The sequence below is a fragment of the Weizmannia acidilactici genome, assembly GCF_008974185.1.
Classification (GTDB): Bacteria; Bacillota; Bacilli; order Bacillales; family Bacillaceae_C; genus Weizmannia; species Weizmannia acidilactici.
In genome coordinates this window covers 1-18,846 of sequence record NZ_BKZP01000026.1, presented here as the reverse complement: position 1 = coordinate 18,846, position 18,846 = coordinate 1, and the positions used below count along the sequence as shown (strand labels likewise).

23 protein-coding genes are annotated in these 18,846 nt (G+C 46.9%); 17 read left to right on the top strand and 6 right to left on the bottom strand.

Annotated elements, in window-relative coordinates:
- Positions 1-43 precede the first annotated feature (43 nt).
- A complete protein-coding gene (locus BpJC4_RS11495; protein WP_151681748.1) occupies positions 44-319 on the bottom strand; it encodes an alpha/beta-type small acid-soluble spore protein in 276 nt (91 codons plus the stop codon).
- Positions 320-488: 169 nt separating this feature from the next.
- On the opposite strand from BpJC4_RS11495, the gene BpJC4_RS11490 reads away from it, so the two are divergent.
- From BpJC4_RS11490 to BpJC4_RS11475, 4 genes are all read left to right on the top strand, one after another.
- Positions 489-881 carry a CidA/LrgA family protein gene (locus BpJC4_RS11490; RefSeq protein ID WP_151681749.1) on the top strand — a complete coding sequence of 131 codons (393 nt, stop codon included), beginning with the start codon at positions 489-491 and terminating at the stop codon, positions 879-881.
- A complete protein-coding gene (locus tag BpJC4_RS11485) occupies positions 853-1,530 on the top strand; it encodes an LrgB family protein (protein WP_151681750.1) in 678 nt (225 codons plus the stop codon). The genes BpJC4_RS11490 and BpJC4_RS11485 overlap by 29 nt, the downstream gene beginning before the upstream one ends.
- 40 nt (positions 1,531-1,570) lie before the next feature.
- Positions 1,571-3,190 (top strand): long-chain fatty acid--CoA ligase, encoded by a 1,620-nt coding sequence (locus BpJC4_RS11480; RefSeq protein WP_151697926.1) that lies wholly within the window; start codon positions 1,571-1,573, stop codon positions 3,188-3,190.
- Positions 3,191-3,290: 100 nt separating this feature from the next.
- Entirely contained in the window at positions 3,291-3,899 is a 609-nt protein-coding gene (locus BpJC4_RS11475; RefSeq protein ID WP_151697938.1) for a lytic transglycosylase domain-containing protein, read from the top strand.
- Positions 3,900-3,928: 29 nt separating this feature from the next.
- On the opposite strand, the gene BpJC4_RS11470 is transcribed toward BpJC4_RS11475, so the two are convergent.
- Positions 3,929-4,180 carry a GlsB/YeaQ/YmgE family stress response membrane protein gene (locus BpJC4_RS11470; protein WP_151681752.1) on the bottom strand — a complete coding sequence of 84 codons (252 nt, stop codon included), beginning with the start codon at positions 4,178-4,180 and terminating at the stop codon, positions 3,929-3,931.
- Between the two features lie 126 nt (positions 4,181-4,306).
- Positions 4,307-4,453 carry a small acid-soluble spore protein P gene (locus BpJC4_RS11465; protein WP_151681753.1) on the bottom strand — a complete coding sequence of 49 codons (147 nt, stop codon included), beginning with the start codon at positions 4,451-4,453 and terminating at the stop codon, positions 4,307-4,309.
- 111 nt (positions 4,454-4,564) lie between these two features.
- Here BpJC4_RS11465 and BpJC4_RS11460 point away from each other — a divergent pair, with 111 nt between their 5' ends.
- On the top strand, positions 4,565-4,822 hold the full coding sequence (locus BpJC4_RS11460; protein WP_151681721.1) for a hypothetical protein: 258 nt from the start codon (positions 4,565-4,567) through the stop codon (positions 4,820-4,822).
- 129 nt (positions 4,823-4,951) lie between these two features.
- Positions 4,952-6,196, top strand: a complete 1,245-nt coding sequence (locus tag BpJC4_RS11455; protein WP_151697925.1) for an aminopeptidase — start codon at positions 4,952-4,954, stop codon at positions 6,194-6,196.
- Between the two features lie 87 nt (positions 6,197-6,283).
- Here BpJC4_RS11455 and sspO read toward each other — a convergent pair whose 3' ends face one another.
- Complete coding sequence (sspO, locus tag BpJC4_RS11450; protein ID WP_151681723.1) at positions 6,284-6,433, bottom strand: small acid-soluble spore protein SspO; 150 nt, start codon at positions 6,431-6,433, stop codon at positions 6,284-6,286.
- Between the two features lie 256 nt (positions 6,434-6,689).
- Here sspO and acnA point away from each other — a divergent pair, with 256 nt between their 5' ends.
- From acnA to BpJC4_RS11420, 6 genes are all read left to right on the top strand, one after another.
- On the top strand, positions 6,690-9,422 hold the full coding sequence (gene acnA, locus BpJC4_RS11445) for an aconitate hydratase AcnA (protein ID WP_151681724.1): 2,733 nt from the start codon (positions 6,690-6,692) through the stop codon (positions 9,420-9,422).
- Between the two features lie 120 nt (positions 9,423-9,542).
- Complete coding sequence (locus BpJC4_RS11440) at positions 9,543-9,668, top strand: FbpB family small basic protein (protein ID WP_371862171.1); 126 nt, start codon at positions 9,543-9,545, stop codon at positions 9,666-9,668.
- A gap of 65 nt (positions 9,669-9,733) precedes the next feature.
- Complete coding sequence (locus BpJC4_RS11435; RefSeq protein ID WP_151681726.1) at positions 9,734-9,877, top strand: acid-soluble spore protein N; 144 nt, start codon at positions 9,734-9,736, stop codon at positions 9,875-9,877.
- Between the two features lie 25 nt (positions 9,878-9,902).
- A complete protein-coding gene (tlp, locus tag BpJC4_RS11430) occupies positions 9,903-10,136 on the top strand; it encodes a small acid-soluble spore protein Tlp (protein WP_151681727.1) in 234 nt (77 codons plus the stop codon).
- A 347-nt stretch (positions 10,137-10,483) separates the two neighbouring features.
- Positions 10,484-10,903 carry an acyl-CoA thioesterase gene (locus tag BpJC4_RS11425; RefSeq protein ID WP_151681728.1) on the top strand — a complete coding sequence of 140 codons (420 nt, stop codon included), beginning with the start codon at positions 10,484-10,486 and terminating at the stop codon, positions 10,901-10,903.
- 14 nt (positions 10,904-10,917) lie between these two features.
- Entirely contained in the window at positions 10,918-11,220 is a 303-nt protein-coding gene (locus BpJC4_RS11420; protein ID WP_151681729.1) for a hypothetical protein, read from the top strand.
- A gap of 123 nt (positions 11,221-11,343) precedes the next feature.
- On the opposite strand, the gene BpJC4_RS11415 is transcribed toward BpJC4_RS11420, so the two are convergent.
- Together BpJC4_RS11415 and plsY are read right to left on the bottom strand one after the other, a co-directional pair.
- Positions 11,344-11,637: a HesB/YadR/YfhF family protein gene (locus BpJC4_RS11415; RefSeq protein WP_151681730.1), complete on the bottom strand. Its 294-nt coding sequence runs from the start codon at positions 11,635-11,637 to the stop codon at positions 11,344-11,346.
- Between the two features lie 86 nt (positions 11,638-11,723).
- Positions 11,724-12,323 carry a glycerol-3-phosphate 1-O-acyltransferase PlsY gene (plsY, locus tag BpJC4_RS11410; protein WP_151681731.1) on the bottom strand — a complete coding sequence of 200 codons (600 nt, stop codon included), beginning with the start codon at positions 12,321-12,323 and terminating at the stop codon, positions 11,724-11,726.
- Positions 12,324-12,523: 200 nt separating this feature from the next.
- Here plsY and BpJC4_RS11405 point away from each other — a divergent pair, with 200 nt between their 5' ends.
- The 5 genes from BpJC4_RS11405 to BpJC4_RS16390 form a co-directional block, all read left to right on the top strand.
- The gene (locus tag BpJC4_RS11405) at positions 12,524-12,937 is read left to right on the top strand and encodes a CoA-binding protein (RefSeq protein WP_151681732.1); all 414 of its coding nucleotides are present in this window, start codon (positions 12,524-12,526) and stop codon (positions 12,935-12,937) included.
- A gap of 216 nt (positions 12,938-13,153) precedes the next feature.
- Positions 13,154-15,133: a DNA topoisomerase IV subunit B gene (gene parE, locus BpJC4_RS11400; RefSeq protein WP_151697924.1), complete on the top strand. Its 1,980-nt coding sequence runs from the start codon at positions 13,154-13,156 to the stop codon at positions 15,131-15,133.
- Positions 15,130-17,574 (top strand): DNA topoisomerase IV subunit A, encoded by a 2,445-nt coding sequence (gene parC, locus BpJC4_RS11395; RefSeq protein WP_151681734.1) that lies wholly within the window; start codon positions 15,130-15,132, stop codon positions 17,572-17,574. The genes parE and parC overlap by 4 nt, the downstream gene beginning before the upstream one ends.
- Before the next feature lie 113 nt (positions 17,575-17,687).
- Complete coding sequence (locus tag BpJC4_RS11390; protein WP_172967495.1) at positions 17,688-18,452, top strand: YybI family spore inner coat protein; 765 nt, start codon at positions 17,688-17,690, stop codon at positions 18,450-18,452.
- Between the two features lie 166 nt (positions 18,453-18,618).
- On the top strand, positions 18,619-18,846 hold a 228-nt coding region (locus tag BpJC4_RS16390), incomplete at its 3' end, for a hypothetical protein (RefSeq protein ID WP_151697923.1).

Sequence of the window (18,846 nt, the reverse complement as noted above, 5' to 3'; positions counted from 1 at the left end):
TATATATCAATAAAAACGGGCAAGGGTAACCCTTTTCCCGTTTTTACCTTTTTTTCAATTGTTCCTGCGCCAAGCGGACCAATTCTTTCACCATGCTCCCGCCGATCGGCCCCTCGATTTTGCCGACCTGTTCGGCGGTTAATCTTCCGTTGTAGCCTTTTTGGAGTGGAATCCCCTGGACATCCGCTACTACAAATTTTACGTCGTCCGGCTGGTCCGCATCGGTATGGAACCCCTGTTTTGCCATAACATCCGCTTTAAAGCGGTCGAGCGCATTCCTGGATCCTGCAACGAGCGGCTTTCTTTTTCTTCTAGGTATCGTATCACCTCTTTTTTAATATGTGAAACGAGTGCGGTTTTCATTCCGAATGCTCCCGCGGAAAAGTCTATATTTTTTGCAAAAATCTTAAAGGATATTTAAAACTTATATCGAATATTTGTATAATATAAACTGTAATAATACAGTAAACTCAAAGGGAGTATGCAACATGAAAAAGGCTTTTTTCGGTGCATTGCAGATCGGTTTGCTCTGGGTGATATACGAAATCGGGCTGGAAGCGGTTAAAATGCTGCATTTGCCGATACCGGGGAATGTGTTCGGCATGCTGCTGCTTTTTCTATTGCTTGCAACAGGCATATTGAAATTGCAGTGGATAGATATGGGCGCCACCTGGATATTAAAGCATTTATCATTCTTTTTTATCCCGATCTCTGTCGGGCTGATGACGCTCGGTACCGTTTTTATCCATGAGGGGCTTGTGTTGTTTCTGATCTTGGCTGTCAGTGCGGCAGCCGGCATTTTGGGGACGGGGATTTCCGCACAATTTTTGGCAAGGAGCCGTGAGGAAAGCCATGAGCAGCAGCATAGCCACTCTTTATAGCATTTTCGTGACCGTGTTTGTCTATTTGTTGTCTTTACGATTATCGAAAAAATACCCGTCCCCGTTTACAACACCTGTTTTTTTCAGCACAGTTGCCGTGATACTCATCCTGTTGGCCAGCCATGTCCCTTACAAAGAATATCTACCCGCAAAAGGACTGATGACTTATTTTCTCGGCCCGGCTACGGTCGCGCTTGCCGTGCCGCTTTATAAAAACAAGGCCATCCTGCTCCACTATTCGATGCCGGTATTGGGCGGCATGCTTTCAGGCAGTGTGCTCACCGTCGGGATTGCGTTGATCCTCGCGAAAGTGTTCCGACTGTCCAATTATATTTTTGCTTCTCTTGCGGTTAAATCGATCACGGTTCCGGTAGCGAGCGAAGTGGCAAAAATCATCGGTGGAAACCAGGTGCTTGTCGCCGGTTTTGTTATGATTACAGGTATGCTCGGGGCAATGTTCGGTTTGAAACTATTGACATGGGCCAAAATTGATGACCCGATCTCCAGGGGGCTTGCGCTTGGAACCATTTCCCACGGCATCGGCACCGGTGAAGCCGTTAAGGAAGGCGACCTGCAGGGGGCCGTGTCGGGTGTTGCAATGGGTTTAACCGCGATTTTGACTTCTTTTATCCTCCCGTGGTTTTTTTAAGCGGGATGAATATATTTTTACAAAAGTGGGGTAGATGCATATGATGAACACGCCGCTTTTGCTCTCTTCCTTAATAGAGAGGGCTGAGCGCTACTTTCCGAGGAAACTGGTGGTGTCGCGGACGCACACCGGCATACAGCGGATACCGTATGCCGAGATTGCCAAGCGGACGCGCCGGCTTTCCAGCGCCTTGGAAAAGCTTGGCATGAAAAAAGGCGACAGGATCGGGTCTTTTGCCTGGAACCACCACCGCCATTTGGAAGCGTATTTTGCAGTGCCGTGCCGCGGGGCTGTCCTGCATATGGTGAATATCCGGTTGTCGGAAGACCATCTTGCTTATGTCATCAACCATGCGGAAGATAAAATTCTTTTAGTGGATGTTGATCTCGTTCCTCTCATTGAAAAAATCCGTGACAGGCTGAAGACGGTGGAGCATTTCGTTATCATGAGCGATAGCAAAACGCTTCCGGAAACAACGCTTTACCCTGTATCTTCTTATGAAGCAATTTTGAATGAAGGAGATGAAGATTACCCGTTTTTGCATGGCCTCGATGAAAATGCGCCTGCTGCCATGTGTTATACTTCGGCAACTACCGGTTACCCGAAAGGTGTTGTCTATTCCCACCGCGGCCTTTACCTTCACAGCATGGCGCTAGGCCTTGCGGATAATCTTGGTGTTTGCGAACAAGATGTGGCGATGCCGGTCGTCCCGATGTTTCATGTGAATGCATGGGGTCTGCCGTATGCCGCCGCTTGGTTCGGCGCAACACAGGTGCTTCCCGGCCCGTCTTTTACACCGGAGCTGCTGGCTGGACTGATTGAAAAAGAAAAAGTGACAATTACGGCTGGCGTCCCGACGATATGGATCGGCATGCTGAAAGTGTTACAGGAAAAACAATACGATATCAGCAGCCTGCGTCTCATTGTCAGCGGGGGAGCAGCATCACCAAAAGGGCTGATCCGCGCTTACGAGGAAACATACAAAGTGCCGTTTATGACCGGATACGGGATGACGGAAACTTCTCCGATTGTCTCCGTTGCATCCTTAAAAAGCAGCATGAAAGATGATACGCTGGACCAAATTATTGAAACGAGGGGAAAAACAGGCCTGCCGGTTCCCGGGGTTGAAGTAAAAGTCGTAAATGAAAAAGGGGAAGTGCCATGGGACGGGAAAACGATGGGCGAACTTACCATTAGGGGCCCTTGGATTGCGGATGAATATTACCGTGACAACAGTAGGCATGAAGCCTTTAAAAATGGTTGGTTATTTACCGGGGATATTGCGGTTATCGACGAAGAAGGCTACTTAAAAATTACCGATCGAACAAAAGACTTGATAAAAAGCGGAGGTGAATGGATTTCTTCCGTTGAACTCGAAAACGCTCTCATGTCCCATGAAGCAGTGTTCGAAGCGGCGGTCATTGCTGTCCCACATCCGTTATGGCAGGAACGCCCGCTCGGCTGCGTCGTTTTAAAAAACGGCTATGAAAATAAAGTCACCGCCCAAGTGTTGAAAGATTATTTAAAAAAGCAGTTTGCCTCGTGGTGGATCCCGGATGACATTATATTCGTAAAAGAGATCCCAAAAACCTCGGTCGGCAAATTTTTAAAGCGGGCGTTGCGCGAACAGTTGCAGAACCATTATGCGAGCGCCCAATAGAAGGGCAAAAGCCGGAATCTTCCCGTGGATTTCGGCTTTTACATTCGGTATGATATAAAGGAAAGATGTGAAAGGGAAACGAGAAAGGACTTATACGGAAATGCCAAAATCATCCAAGAAGAAACAGAACCGGCGCAAAACATTCATCATCCTATTGATCCCGGTGTTGGTCATCGGCTATTACTTGATTTCCCATGAAGAAAAAATAGAGAAAAAATACAACTCCTACATACCGAAAAAATATATGGCAATATACTTGGAAGCACAAAAAGTTTACGGGGTTCCCTGGTATGTGCTTGCTGCCCATCACCGGGTTGAAACGAGATTTTCAACATTGAAGCCAATGGTTTCACCGGCCGGGGCAGAGGGGCCGATGCAATTTATGCCGTGCACTTTTGTCGGATGGAAGCACCCGTCATGCAGCGGGCTTGGAAAAGGGAATATCCCCGAAAAGGAAAAAACGGACCCGGCTGTAATCAAAAAGTACGGGGGATACGGCATCGATGCGGACGGGGACGGGAAGGCGGACCCGTTTGACGATAAAGACGCCATCTTTAGCGCGGCAAATTACCTTGCGAAAAATGGCGCGGCGGACGGCCAGATTGAAAAAGCCGTCTACTCCTACAACCACAGCAACAAATATGTATCCGAAGTGATGTATTATGTCCGCCTGTATAAAAAAGAAGGCGCGCAGGAAGTAAACCGGTAAAAAAGGGCGGGACCGTCCGCCCTTTTCCATTATGCTTTTCTGGCAGTTCTTAAAATAAAGCTCAATACAAAAACAAGTATGATGGCGCCGATCAGAGCTGGAATAATCGCCATACCTGCAACGGCCGGGCCGAAATTCCCGAAAATTGCGCCCCCGAGCCATGCGCCGATGATTCCCGCAATAATATTGCCGATGATACCGCCCGGGATATCCCTGCCTAAAATGAGGCCTGCAAGCCATCCAATAATCCCACCTATGATTAAATATAAGATAAACGACATTTTACCATTCCTCCTATTCTTTCTATATGGGGCTAAACATAAAGGACAGTATTCAAAAACGTCTAAAATTTACACATTTTTGCGTGCACCGGTGAAGGCGGGGCCAGTCCCTGCCTGCTTGAAGTCTTACATATCGTGTCCTGCGTTATGTTTTTGCCTCGTATGGTTGCGGTTTTTTACTTTTTTTGACCCGCTTAAGGGTTCTGGCTGCCCGCCGTTGTTTACTTTCGGCTGGTTTCTGTGCATATCGTTGCTGTCGTTTTTGTTTGTCAAATTCCATCCCTCCTTTTTATACTTTTTGCTTTTTTGAAGCCGGTTATACGGAATATTTGCGGAAAAATGGTATACACTAACCATTGCAATTTTTTTGAAGGAGAGATGACAATGCCTTACCATAAAGACAAGCAGCAGGCGTTCCAGGCAGCCCAGCAAAGCATGAACCAGACGGAAGATATTTACCGGGATTTCGTTGTGGACAGCGAAGACTACGGCCATCATTTAAAACATTTAAAAGAAGAAATCAATGAAACATACCAGCAGATTGAAAACGCGCTCGAAGTGGCCAGCGAAACGCAGCGTCCGCAATTGGAGCGTTTCCGCAACGATTTGGATAAAATCGTGAAAAAAGTAGATGAAAAATAAGGCGGGGGAGCACCCTGCTTTTTTCATATGGTTGTCTGCCTGAATCTGGTATAATATTGAAATGTATCGGGTCTGCACAAAAAAATATGGTTTATAACAAAAAATTGCATTTATTTAGGAGGGAACAGTATGGTATTATCGGATTTTGAACGGAATTTACAGAAATATGCGAAATTGCTTGTGTCTAAAGGTATAAATGTCCAGCCGGGAGATTGGGTAAAAGTGTATATCACGACAGACCAGGCAAAACTCGCACGCCTTGTCGTGAAAGAAGCTTATGCGCTCGGTGCCGAAAAGGTTATTGTCGACTGGTCTGACGACGAAATCACAAAGCAGCATTATCTGAACCAGCCGGAGGAAGTGCTGACCCATATTCCGGACTATAAAATTGCCGAAACTGAAGATCATGTGCTAAACCATAAAGTCAGCCGGCTTTCAATTTTGTCAAGCGACCCAGGGCTGTTGGATGAAATTGACCCGCATAAAGTCGCCGCTTATCAAAATGCGGCATCGAAAGCGTTCAAGGCGCAGCGGGTGGCCACCCAAAATGATGATATAAAATGGACGGTCGCAGCAGCGGCGGGTGCCGGCTGGGCTGCAAAAGTGTTCCCGGATTTAAAAACGGAAGAAGAGCAAGTCGATGCCCTTTGGGACCAAATTTTCAAGACGTGCCGAGTGTACGCCGACGATCCTGTTGCCGCCTGGGAAGAACATAAAAAGATTTTGAACGAAAAAGCGGCAAAATTAAACGAAATCCAATTTGACGCGCTCCATTATACGGCGCCTGGCACGGATTTGACACTGGGCCTCCCGAAAAACCATATTTGGGCGAGCGCGGGAAGCTTTAACCCGAAAGGCGAGGAGTTCATTGCCAATATGCCGACAGAAGAGGTATTTACCGCTCCTGATACCCACAGGATGGAAGGCGTTGTCCGCAGCACAAAACCTTTAAGTTATGCCGGCACGTTAATTGAAGGGATTGTTGTCCATTTTAAAGACGGCAAGATTGTGGACATTTCTGCCGAAAGAGGCGGTGAAGCGATCAAAAAACTCGTTTTTGAAAACGAGGGGGCAACTGGGCTTGGCGAAGTGGCGCTCGTTCCAGATCCGTCGCCAATTTCACAATCCGGCATCACCTTTTTCAACACGCTGTTTGATGAAAATGCTTCAAACCACCTGGCAATCGGCGCCGCCTATCCGACCACAATCGAGGGCGGCACGAAAATGAGTGAAGAAGAACTGTTAAAACACGGCATGAATGTCTCCAATGTCCATGTTGACTTTATGATCGGTTCTGTCGAAATGAATATTGATGGAATCAAACAGGACGGAACAGTTGTGCCTGTGTTCCGGAACGGGGATTGGGCCATTTAATGAAAAAACATTAATATTATATTAATAAACAACCTCGAATGCACAAAACAAAGAAATCAGCCTGGCAGGCTGATTTCTTTGCATTCTCTACTGTTTTTTCTTGCACTTTTTATTGAACTGCTTTTCCCTCTCGGTTAACGGCTCGTTTGAAACTTCTTCATTATATCCCGCGCCTTTTCCCTGCGCTTTCGCAGCGTTCATGCCTGGGCGTATATGGTTGGCTTTCTGCCTTGCCATCATCGTTCACCTCCAGTTTCTTTAAGCTTAGTATGTTTGAAAAGGGAAAAATCATGTCTGTTTTAGATGGGGTCATAAAATTTTTTCGATTCAAAATCGAAAGTAAAATAAAGAAAACTTATCACTTACAATAACATTATTGTTATTTACTTATGGTGATTATTGTAATATGATGGAACTGCGAGAAGTTTTTACGGATTATTCCGCTTTTCTATGAAATGATGAAAACACGAATCTTGAAAAAGGGGGAAAAGACATGTCGAATGATGTCTTTCAAGCGCGTTCTACGTTTGAAGTAAATGGGAAACGCTATCACTACTACCGTTTGACGGCGCTCCAGGACGCAGGAATTGCCAATGTTTCACGCCTGCCGTATTCGATTAAAGTGCTGCTCGAATCTGTGCTCCGCCAAATGGACGGCCATGCTATTACAAAAGAACATGTAGAAGATTTGGCCAAATGGGGTTCAGATGAAGTGAAGGACAAAGAAGTTCCGTTTAAACCGTCCCGCGTTATTTTGCAGGACTTTACCGGCGTACCGGTTGTGGTCGACCTTGCATCCCTCCGCAAAGCGATGGCCGATATGGGCGGAAATCCGGACAAAATCAATCCGGAAGTTCCGGTTGACCTTGTCATTGACCACTCGGTACAGGTTGACAAATACGGCACACCGGACGCCCTGCAGGCCAACATGGATTTTGAATTCAAGCGTAATGCCGAACGCTACAAATTTTTAAATTGGGCGCAAAAAGCATTTGACAACTACCGTGCCGTTCCGCCTGCAACCGGGATCGTGCACCAGGTTAACCTTGAATACCTCGCAAGTGTTGTCCATGAAAAAGAACTGGAAAACGGCGAATATGAAGCTTATCCGGATACGCTTGTCGGAACCGACTCCCATACGACAATGGTTAACGGGCTCGGCGTGCTCGGCTGGGGCGTCGGCGGGATCGAAGCGGAAGCCGGCATGCTCGGCCAGCCTTCCTACTTCCCGATCCCCGAAGTCATCGGCGTAAAACTTACGGGTTCCCTGCCGAACGGCGCTACTGCAACAGACCTTGCGTTAAAAGTGACACAACTTCTGCGCCAAAAAGGGGTAGTCGGCAAATTTGTCGAATTCTTCGGACCTGGTGTATCGACGCTGCCGTTAGCGGACCGCGCCACAATTGCAAACATGGCTCCTGAATACGGGGCAACATGCGGATTCTTCCCGGTTGACGATGAATCGCTTGCTTACTTGCGCCTAACCGGCCGAAGCGAAGACCATGTGAAATTAGTGGAAGCCTACTTAAAAGAAAACGGCATGTTCTTTACCCCGGATAAAGAAGATCCGGTTTATACCGATGTGCTCGAACTGAATCTTTCTGAAATCGAAGCGAACCTTTCCGGCCCGAAACGCCCGCAGGACCTTATTCCGCTCTCCCAAATGCAGTCCGCTTTCCAAAAAGCGATCACGGCGCCTGCCGGCAACCAAGGTTTCGGGCTGGATGAAAAAGAACTTGAAAAAGAAGCCGTCATCCAATTCAACAACGGTGAATCGGCCCCGATTAAAACCGGTGCTGTTGCGATTGCAGCCATTACAAGTTGTACAAATACATCCAACCCTTACGTAATGCTCGGCGCCGGCCTGCTTGCGAAAAAAGCGGTGGAAAAAGGCCTTGAAGTGCCGAAATATGTAAAAACTTCGCTTGCGCCTGGATCGAAAGTCGTTACCGGTTATTTAAATGATTCCGGTTTAATGCCGTACTTGGAAAAACTAGGCTTTAACCTTGTCGGATATGGTTGTACAACCTGTATCGGAAACTCCGGGCCGCTGAAAGAAGAAATCGAAAAAACGATCGCGGAAAACGACCTGCTTGTCACTTCCGTCCTTTCTGGAAACCGCAACTTTGAAGGCCGGATCCATCCGCTTGTCAAAGCGAACTATTTGGCATCGCCGCCGCTTGTTGTGGCATACGCTTTGGCCGGAACCGTCAACATCGATTTAAATAACGATCCGATCGGAAAAGATAAAAACGGAAATGATGTATACTTAAAAGACATTTGGCCGTCCCAGGACGAAATTAACGAAACGATCAAACAAGTCGTAACACCGGAACTGTTCCGCAAACAGTATGAAAATGTCTTTAGCGATAATGAACGCTGGAATGCAATCGAAACGAGCGACGAACCTTTATACACTTGGGATTCTGAATCAACATACATCCAAAATCCGCCGTTCTTTGAAAACCTGTCTCCGGAACCGGGCGAAGTCAAGCCGTTAACCGGCCTGCAAGTCATCGGCAAATTCGGCGATTCGGTTACAACTGACCATATTTCACCTGCGGGGGCAATCGGAAAAGATACTCCGGCCGGCAAATACTTGCTTTCAAAAGGTGTTGAACCGCGTGACTTTAACTCTTACGGATCGCGCCGCGGCAACCACGAAGTCATGATGCGCGGGACATTTGCCAATATCCGCATCCGCAACCAAATCGCTCCAGGAACGGAAGGCGGCTATACAACTTACTGGCCGACAAATGAGGTCACATCGATTTACGATGCTGCCATGCGGTATAAAGAAAACGGCACCGGCCTTGTTGTCCTGGCCGGCAAAGATTACGGTATGGGCTCTTCACGTGACTGGGCGGCAAAAGGCACATATCTGCTCGGCATCAAAACCGTCATTGCGGAAAGCTTCGAACGGATCCATCGCTCGAATCTAGTGCTGATGGGTGTGCTTCCGCTGCAGTTTAAAAAAGGCGAAAATGCCGACACACTCGGCCTTACCGGAAAAGAAACGTTTGAAGTGCAGATTGATGAAAATGTGAAGCCGCATGATTGGGTTAAGGTTACTGCAACCGATGAAGCAGGAAAGAAAACAGAATTTCAAGCGCTCGTCCGTTTCGATTCCGAAGTGGAAATCGATTACTACCGCCACGGCGGCATCCTGCAAATGGTATTGCGCGGCAAACTGCAACAGTCGAGAGATGAAGTACAGACAAAATAATTTTGCTCCAAAAAGCTGCGATCTTACGGGTCGCAGCTTTTTTGACGCATTTATAATTTTTCTCATAATTGCCCATACTAAGTAAAAATACATACGCAAGGAGTGGCAAAAGTGAGAAAAATGCACAAAAAAACTTTTTCCGATTTGGTTGCCGAAAATAAGCAGGCATTATTACGCGATATGGATGCTATGAAGCAAATAGAAGAACGGCTGGAACGGAAACATGCGATGAAATTAGCAGAATAAGCCACTAGCATCGGCTCATAATTCATCCTTTCCCGGGGGAAGATGTAGGGGGAGGGGGGATAAACATGGGCAACCCAAAAAAGAAAAGCAAATATTTTGTTCCGGATCACCTCGGCACACAGCCACGCGGATTTTCCGGCAATAAAGGGAAACAAATGCAGGACCGTTCGGGACAGCATGCTCAAGTGATCCAGACAAAGGGCGAGTAACTGTGCAGCGAAGGAGGAAAACAGCATGGCCAATAACCAGCCAAAACCGGATGACCGCAGCGATAATGTCGAAAAACTGCAAAACATGATCCACAATACAATTGAAAACATGGAAAAAGCGGAAGAGTCACTAGCATTTACAACGGACGAAACGCAAATCCAGCAAATTAAAGAAAAAAATGAACGCCGGCGCGAAAGCCTTGAAGCAATGAGAAACGAAGTCAAGGACGAAGCCGCTTACCATGAACGACAATCATAATTTTTCACGGCCGGGCCTTCTAAGGAAAAAGGCAATGTTTCCAATATCGAAACAACGCTATTTCCCTCTTGGAGGCCCGGCTTTTTATAGGCAGCGCGTAAAATCGGGACACGATGCTGCCCTTCCTTTTATGCTGGCTCTGTTAAATTTTATTGTTGATTATCGCTAATTTCTGAGACACCTGCGGGATAAGCGAGCAAGAAGAGTTCCCTCGTGCTGAGTGACAAGCTAGGAGGCTCGCGATGCGTGCAGAAAGTGAGCGGATTTCGCGATCATCAACATTGATCACGATCATAGCCTTTATGTTAAAATAAACATATTGACTGTACATAGAAGAGGTGTCCAAAATGCAAGTATCTGAAGCTAAAATTCATGTGCGTTATGCGGAAACGGACCAAATGGGTGTTGTGTACCATGCCAATTATTTAGTCTGGATGGAAGTGGGCAGGACAAAATTGATTGAAGATCTCGGTTTCCGTTACGCCGATATGGAAAAAGATGGGATCATTTCTCCGGTGATTGATATCCAGGTTTCATACAAAAAACCGGTACGGTATGGGGAAACCGCGACAGTTAAAACATGGATCGATCACTATGACGGGCTGCGCGTCCATTACGGATATGAAATCTATACCGGAAACGGTGATCTGGCCGTAACAGGGGTTTCAAAGCATGTGTGCGTGAAAAAAGATACGTTCCGTCCAATATCGATCCGGCGGGTATATCCGGACTGGCATGAAGCATACGAAAAAGCGAAAAAATCGTAAAGCGGGGGATTGTGTTGGCTTTTGGGATTAAGCGGAAACAGATCCAGGAATGGAAAGCGGCAATTGACCGCGGGGAAATTGCGTTTTTAACACACTTTTGGCTCGATGACCGTTTTCCGGAAGCAAAATCGGTCACAAAAGTCGGCTGCAATGACCTCGGAAAGCTCGCGGAATGGGGGGGCCGCTACCAATTAAAAAAAGAATGGATCCATGTCAGAAAAGACGGGTACAGCCATTTCGATCTGCTTGGAAGCAAGCAGCGGGAGGTTTTGGAAAAAGAAGGGCAACTTGAGGCAGCGCTGAAGTTTTTAAAATAGGCGTTGATGACCGTGAAATCCGGTTCTCCGGTATGCATCGCGGAAAATTAACACTCACATCGCCTTAAATTAAAATCGGCGTCCGGGGCTTGCGGCGTATTGCCTCCTGCTCCGGCGCCGATTTTAATGTTTTGGATATTCATAAACCGGTTCATCCAGTTTCGGGTCATATCCGACATATAAATCATGGCCGTCAAAATACCATTCATCCGTGCTTTCGATGAAAAAGGCATGACCGTGCCGTTCAACGGCGGCTGCAGGATCATCGGGGAAATCTTTGCGGACACCGAGTGAAAATCCGTGCTGAACGGGAGTCGAACCGCCGTATTTTACAAAAAAGCGTACAGACTCGCCGTCATCGAGCTCCATTTCTCTTTTAAACCAATTTGCTGCTTCGTCTGTTATGTGAATCCTCATGCCGTTCTTCCCTCCAACTGCTTTTGCTTTTTCTATTATAAATCAAAACGGCAGTTGATCCCTAACCTTTTGCCTTAGGGCTATAGCTATAGCCACTTGACTTTTGGCTCGGTTTTGTCTTTGATCCGTTTAATATTTGCTTTGTGGCGGTAAATGATGAAGGAAGCAAGCGCCAAAATAATCACAAACAGCGGCCAGTCGTGCGTAAAGACCATATAAACGAAAGTATAAATAAGGGCAAAGACAGCGGCCAAGATGGAAGACAGCGAAACATATTTGCTGATTTTCAACGTAATTAAAAAGACAACAACCACCATGACAAATAAAGGCCACTGATAAGCAAGGACAACGCCGGCCGATGTCGCAACCGCTTTCCCACCTTTAAATTTCGCAAATACCGGAAACATATGGCCGACAACGGCGATCAATCCGATCAAGAGCGGGTGCAGCACATGCTCCATTCCAAAAAAGTGCGGGAGAAGGGTCGCCAATGTCCCTTTTAAAATGTCGACAACCGTTACAACGCTTCCGGCTTTTTTACCGAGGACGCGGAATGTGTTCGTTGCCCCAAGATTACCGCTTCCGTGCTCGCGAATATCTATCCTATAAAAAAGCTTACCAATGATCAAGCCGGTCGGGATTGATCCAAGCAGGTAAGCCAAAATAATAATCAGCGCGATTTTCATGTGCAAAACTCCTTAGAAAAATTCTATGCTTATTGTAGCATGAACTTACAGGAAAGAGGAGATTTTTTTGTGATGTCTATTGAATGTATGTTTATTGGATTATTCGGAAGAAAGAAGGATTTTGAAAAAGTAGAATCGAATGGTATAGCTGAGGGAATGAAATATGTATCACCTTAACACCAGAAAAGAGGGGTTGTAAAATGGCGATTGAAAATCCTAGCAGGGAAGAAATCAGGGACATTTTAAAAAAAGCGAGGCGGATTGCGGTTGTCGGATTAAGCAATCATCCGGAAAAAACTTCGTATATGGTTGCTAAAGCGATGCAGGATGCCGGTTATGAAATCATCCCGGTCAACCCGAAAGCAACAGAAATTTTAGGCGAAAAAGCCGTTCCTTCTTTAAAAGATATCAAGGGACATGTTGATATTGTCGACATTTTCCGGCGCCCGGAATATTTGCCGGAACTGGCCAGGGAATTCGATGAAATTGACGCGGATGTTTTCTGGGCACAGCTTGGCATTGAGAACGAAGAAGCTTATCATTTTTTGAAAGAAAAAGGCTATACGGTTGTGATGAACCGCTGCATCAAAGTCGAACATGCATTGACAAAATGAAGGCAAAGCCGCTAAGCAGGTGCCTATTGAAAGGCGCTTGCTTTTCTTTACCCCTTCACTTATGCTGGATGTTATGTCAACCCGCCATTTTACAAATTCCGTTTTATCGCTAAAATGGGTATTAGACGAAACGGGGAAGTGTGTTATAATAAGAACGAATGTTTGTTCCTGTGGATGCCCAGCGGGAACGCTTTTGGTACTGAAAGGGGAATATTTGTGGCAAAGAAACAAAATACATTGGAATATAATGACGATGCCATCCAGGTGCTGGAAGGGCTGGAGGCAGTAAGAAAAAGGCCGGGAATGTACATCGGCTCAACCGATACGCGCGGCCTGCACCATCTTGTTTATGAGATTGTCGATAATGCGGTCGATGAGGCGCTGTCCGGTTACGGGGACCACATCATCGTCAAGATACATAAAGATAATAGCGTCAGTGTGCAGGACTTCGGGCGCGGCATGCCGGTCGGGATGCACAAGCTTGGCAAGCCGACAACAGAGGTCATATTAACCATTTTGCACGCCGGCGGAAAATTTGGCCAGGGCGGCTATAAAACGAGCGGAGGCCTGCACGGTGTCGGCGCTTCCGTCGTCAACGCCTTGTCCGAATGGCTTGTTGTAACCATCCACCGCGATGGCTATGTATATGAACAGCGTTTCCGTGACGGCGGCAAACCGGAAACAACGCTTGAAAAAATCGGCAAAACGAACCAGACCGGCACGGCAATCCATTTTAAACCGGACCCTTCTATTTTCAGCACAACCACTTTCAATTACGATACGTTATGCGAACGGTTACGCGAATCTGCGTTTTTGCTGAAGGGCTTAAAAATTGATATCACGGATGAGCGCTATGGGCAGAAAGATGTTTTCCATTACGAAAATGGGATTGAAGCGTTTGTATCGTACTTGAACGAAGGGAAAGAAGTGCTCCATCCGGTAGTGTTTATTGAAGGTGAAGCGGGCGGGATCGAAGCGGAGTTCGCATTCCAGTTTAATGACGGTTTTTCGGAAAATATTTTGTCGTTTGTCAATAATGTGCGGACGAAAGACGGCGGCACGCATGAAGCCGGGGCGAAAACGGCGTTGACGCGCGTCATGAACGATTATGCGAGGAAAACCGGGCTTTTAAAAGACAAAGATAAAAACCTGGAAGGCTCTGACATCCGTGAAGGATTATCGGCCATTATTTCCGTCCGCATTCCGGAAGAGCTGCTCCAATTTGAAGGGCAGACAAAAGGGAAGCTCGGCACAAGCGAAGCCCGTTCCGCTGTCGATACGATCGTGTCGGAGCATCTCGCTTATTTCCTTGAAGAAAATCCGGAAACAAGCAGCCTGCTGATTAAAAAAGCGATCAAAGCATCGCAGGCCCGTGAAGCGGCACGGAAAGCGCGCGAAGAAGCGAGGAGCGGAAAAAAACGAAAAAAATCAGAAACGACTTTATCCGGAAAATTAACGCCTGCGCAAAGCCGCAACCCGCAGCGGAACGAATTGTATCTTGTGGAAGGGGACTCTGCCGGCGGTTCCGCCAAACAGGGGCGTGACCGCAAATTCCAGGCCGTCCTGCCGCTGCGTGGAAAAGTCATCAACACTGAAAAGGCTAAACTGCAGGATATTTTTAAAAACGAGGAAATCAACACGATTATATACACAATCGGTGCCGGGGTGGGCCCGGATTTTAATCTGGATGATGTCAATTACGACAAAGTCATTATCATGACTGATGCCGACACGGACGGCGCCCATATCCAGGTGCTGCTTTTGACATTCTTTTACCGTTATATGCGCCCGTTAATCGAGGTCGGGAAGGTGTATATCGCACTGCCGCCGCTTTATAAGGTGAGCAAAGGCTCCGGGAAAAAAGAAATCGTCGAGTATGCCTGGACCGAAAGAGAATTGGATGAAACGATCAAAAAAGTCGGACGCGGCTATGTGCTACAGCGCTATAAGGGGCTTGGCGAAATGAATGCCGACCAGCTGTGGGAAACGACGATGAATCCTGAAACGCGCACCCTGATCCGTGTTCGCATTGATGACGCGGCGCGGGCTGAACGCCGGATAACGACGCTTATGGGTGACAAAGTCGAACCGCGCCGGCAATGGATTGAAAACCATGTTGAGTTTGGCCTTGAAGACGACACCAATATTTTAGACAACGAGAACTTAATGATTGAGGAAGGGGACATGAGCGAATGAGGACGGCAGAACGCTTTCAAGACTTGCCTTTGGAAGAGGTGCTGGGCGACCGCTTCGGCCGTTACAGCAAATACATCATTCAGGACCGTGCCCTTCCGGATGCGAGAGACGGGCTGAAGCCGGTGCAAAGGCGCATTCTGTATGCGATGCACGTTGAGGGCAATACAGCCGACAAAAACTTCAGAAAGTCCGCAAAAACGGTCGGGAACGTCATCGGCAACTACCATCCGCATGGCGATTCTTCCGTTTATGAGGCGATGGTGCGGATGAGCCAGGACTGGAAGCTGCGCAACGTCCTGATTGAAATGCACGGAAACAACGGCAGCATTGACGGTGACCCGGCCGCGGCCATGCGGTATACGGAAGCAAGGCTTTCCCCGATCGCATCTGAACTCCTTCACGATATTGATAAAGAAACGGTCCGGTTCATCCCGAACTTTGATGATACGATAAACGAGCCGACCGTTTTGCCCGCCAGATTTCCAAATCTTTTGGTAAACGGTTCGACCGGCATATCGGCCGGTTATGCAACCGAAATTCCACCGCATCATTTAGGCGAAGTGATTGATGGCGCGATCATGCGGATCGAAAACCCGGATTGCACGGTTGACGATTTAATGAAAGTGATAAAGGGACCGGATTTTCCGACCGGCGGCATCGTTCAAGGCATTGATGGCATTAAAAAAGCGTATGAAACCGGCAGAGGCAAAATGGTCATCAGGGGAAGAACATCGATTGAAGATATGCGCGGCGGCCGCCAACAAATCGTTATTACGGAAATTCCTTACGAAGTCAATAAAGCAAATCTCGTAAAAAAAATCGACGAGCTTCGCCTAGACAGGAAAGTGGAAGGCATGTCCGAAGTCCGCGACGAAACAGACCGTACAGGGCTCCGGATTGTGATTGAATTGAAAAAAGACGCAGATGCGAACAGCGTTTTGAACTATTTATTTAAAAACACGGATCTGCAGGTGTCCTATAATTTTAACATGGTGGCTATCCATAACCGCCGCCCGCAGCTGATGGGCCTCCGGGAACTTTTGGATGCCTATATCGGGCACCAGAAGGAAGTGGTCACGAAACGGACCGAGTTTGACTTAAAAAAAGCGCGCGACCGGAAACATATTGTCGACGGCCTGGTGAAAGCATTGTCCATTTTGGATGAAGTTATTGCGGCAATCCGTGCATCAAAAGACAAAAAAGATGCCAAATCAAATCTCGTGGCGAAATTCGGCTTTACCGAACCGCAGGCAGAAGCGATAGTAACCTTGCAGCTGTACCGTTTAACGAATACTGACATTACAACGCTGCAAAAGGAATTGGAAGATCTCGAAAAAAGAATTGAAGAATACACCGCTATTTTGGGGAGCGAGAAAAAGCTTTTCTCTGTCATTAAAAAAGAATTAAAAGAAATCCGGAAAAAATATGCGGATGAAAGAAGAACAACGATCGAAGAGGAAATCCAAGAATTAAAAATCAATCTGAAAGCGATGATTCCGAATGAAGATGTCATTGTGACCGTTACAAAAGACGGCTATATTAAGCGGACGAGCCTCCGCTCCTACGCCGCTTCAAACGGCCGGGACCTGGCAATCAAAGACAGCGACCGCCTGCTCTTTAAGTGCCAGCTCAATACAGTGAATACCGTACTGCTGTTTACGAACAAAGGCAATTATCTTTATTTGCCGGTCCATGAATTGCCGGATATCCGCTGGAAAGACCTTGGCCAGCACGTTGCCAATATCGTGCCGCTTGACCGCGATGAAAACATTATAAAAGTGCTCCCGGTTGAAGATTTTAACCAGCCGCAATATATTTTGTTCTTTACGAAAAACGGCATGGCGAAGAAAACAGAATTGCAGCAGTACCAGGCGCAGCGTTATTCCAAAGCGCTTGTAGCGATGAACTTAAAGGACGATGATGAAGTAATTGATGTTCATCTGACGGACGGGGCAAAAGATGTCTTTTTGGCTTCGCATCTCGGTTACGGGCTCTGGTTTCATGAAGAGGAAATCAGTGTAGTAGGACAGCGGGCAGCGGGCGTCAAGGGTATGAATTTAAAAGAAGGCGACTGGCTGGCCGGCGGGAAAATCGTTGAACATCCGGGAACCGATAAAATCTTCATTGCCACACAAAGAGGCGCGGTAAAGAAAATGAAACTGTCAGAATTTGAAAAAACAAGCCGCGCCAAACGCGGGGTTGCCATGCTGCGCGAATTAAAAGCGCACCCACACCGCATTGTTGGTATGGAAGTCGTGGAAGATACGGACACAGTATGGATCCGTACGGAAAAAGGCCATCTTGAAGAAATGAACATGCACGATATGCGCGACAGCGACCGCTACTCAAATGGCTCTTTTATCCTTGACGAAAGTGAAAACGGCGAAGTCACGGAAGTGTGGAAGCAGGAACTGGAAGAAGAAACAATGGAAGAAAGCTAACGGAAAAAGTGTTTGCTGTATCGGCAAACACTTTTTTCATCCCCAGGCAATTTTTACATAATTTTGCCCTTCCTGCGCATCCTAAAACTAAAACGGATGCGGGGTGAAAGCAAATGAAACGGGAATATATGCTGGGGATCTTGGCATTTTTGTTTATGTCGGTGAGCACGGTTGCGATTGCCGATGCGGGCGATAAAGCGAAAATCAGCAAAGTAACCATCCATCAGTACGATGAAGATGTAACAGGTGACGGAAAAAAAGATCTAATCGTATTAGAAGGCATTCCGTTTGAAACCGGGAGCCTGTACATGAAAAAAATATGGGCACAGATCACGGTATCGGAAGGGAAAAAGTTCCGCATCCCTTATGAACCGGGATATGAACCGGAAATGCAGTTTGCCGACCTCAATCACGACGGTGTCAAAGACATGCTCGGTTCCAGCAATAGCGGGGGCAGCGGAGGTATCATCCAATACCGCCTCGATACGCTAAAAGGCGGAATCCTGAAAAATTTGCCGATGCCGACGGGATTAAAGCTTACCGGGAAATTTGAGAATGCCCTGTCGGCCAGCCTGAAAATTGAAAACACGAATGAAACATATCTTATCGATTTAAGAAAGCGCAAAAAGGACTATATCCGGCTTGGCATCTACCAAAAAGACGGGACGCTCAATGAACCGCTTGAACTGATGATTGACCCGGTTGCTGTTTTCAAACAGGTTAAAATAAAAGGAAAAAAAGGCTACGGACTAACCGGATACCAACAGGTAAGCGGCGCCTACCATGCGGACAAGCTTGGCAATGTCATATCAACCTGGTATTTAAAAAATGGAAAATGGGAGCTTGTCAAAGCAAAATGGCAGGTTTCACAGAAATGAAATGTGGCTGTCCCAAAAGCCCCTTTAAAGCAAAAATTATTCTCAAATGATCTTTTTAAAGCTTCTAAATTTCGTTCACATCGGACCGTTTCCATGGAGAAATTTTACTCTAACGGTTCTGAAAAAGCTTCTCAGACTTCCGGCATGCTTAAGCCAAAACGGATGATTGGATGCCGACTACGGCGGGGAAGCCAACTATTTGTATGTGCGGTCGTTCCGCAAATTTATCTTGCAGGAGCTGACCAAGGTAAACATCGAATTCGGGCTGGTAGTCATCTCCTACAACCTACTGAAACAGGCAGAAAAGAACCACCTGCTTCAGAAAGAAGATCCGGAAAATGAGAAAACCCGACGAGAACAAATATTGTATCTCATCGGGTTTTATTGTTTAATA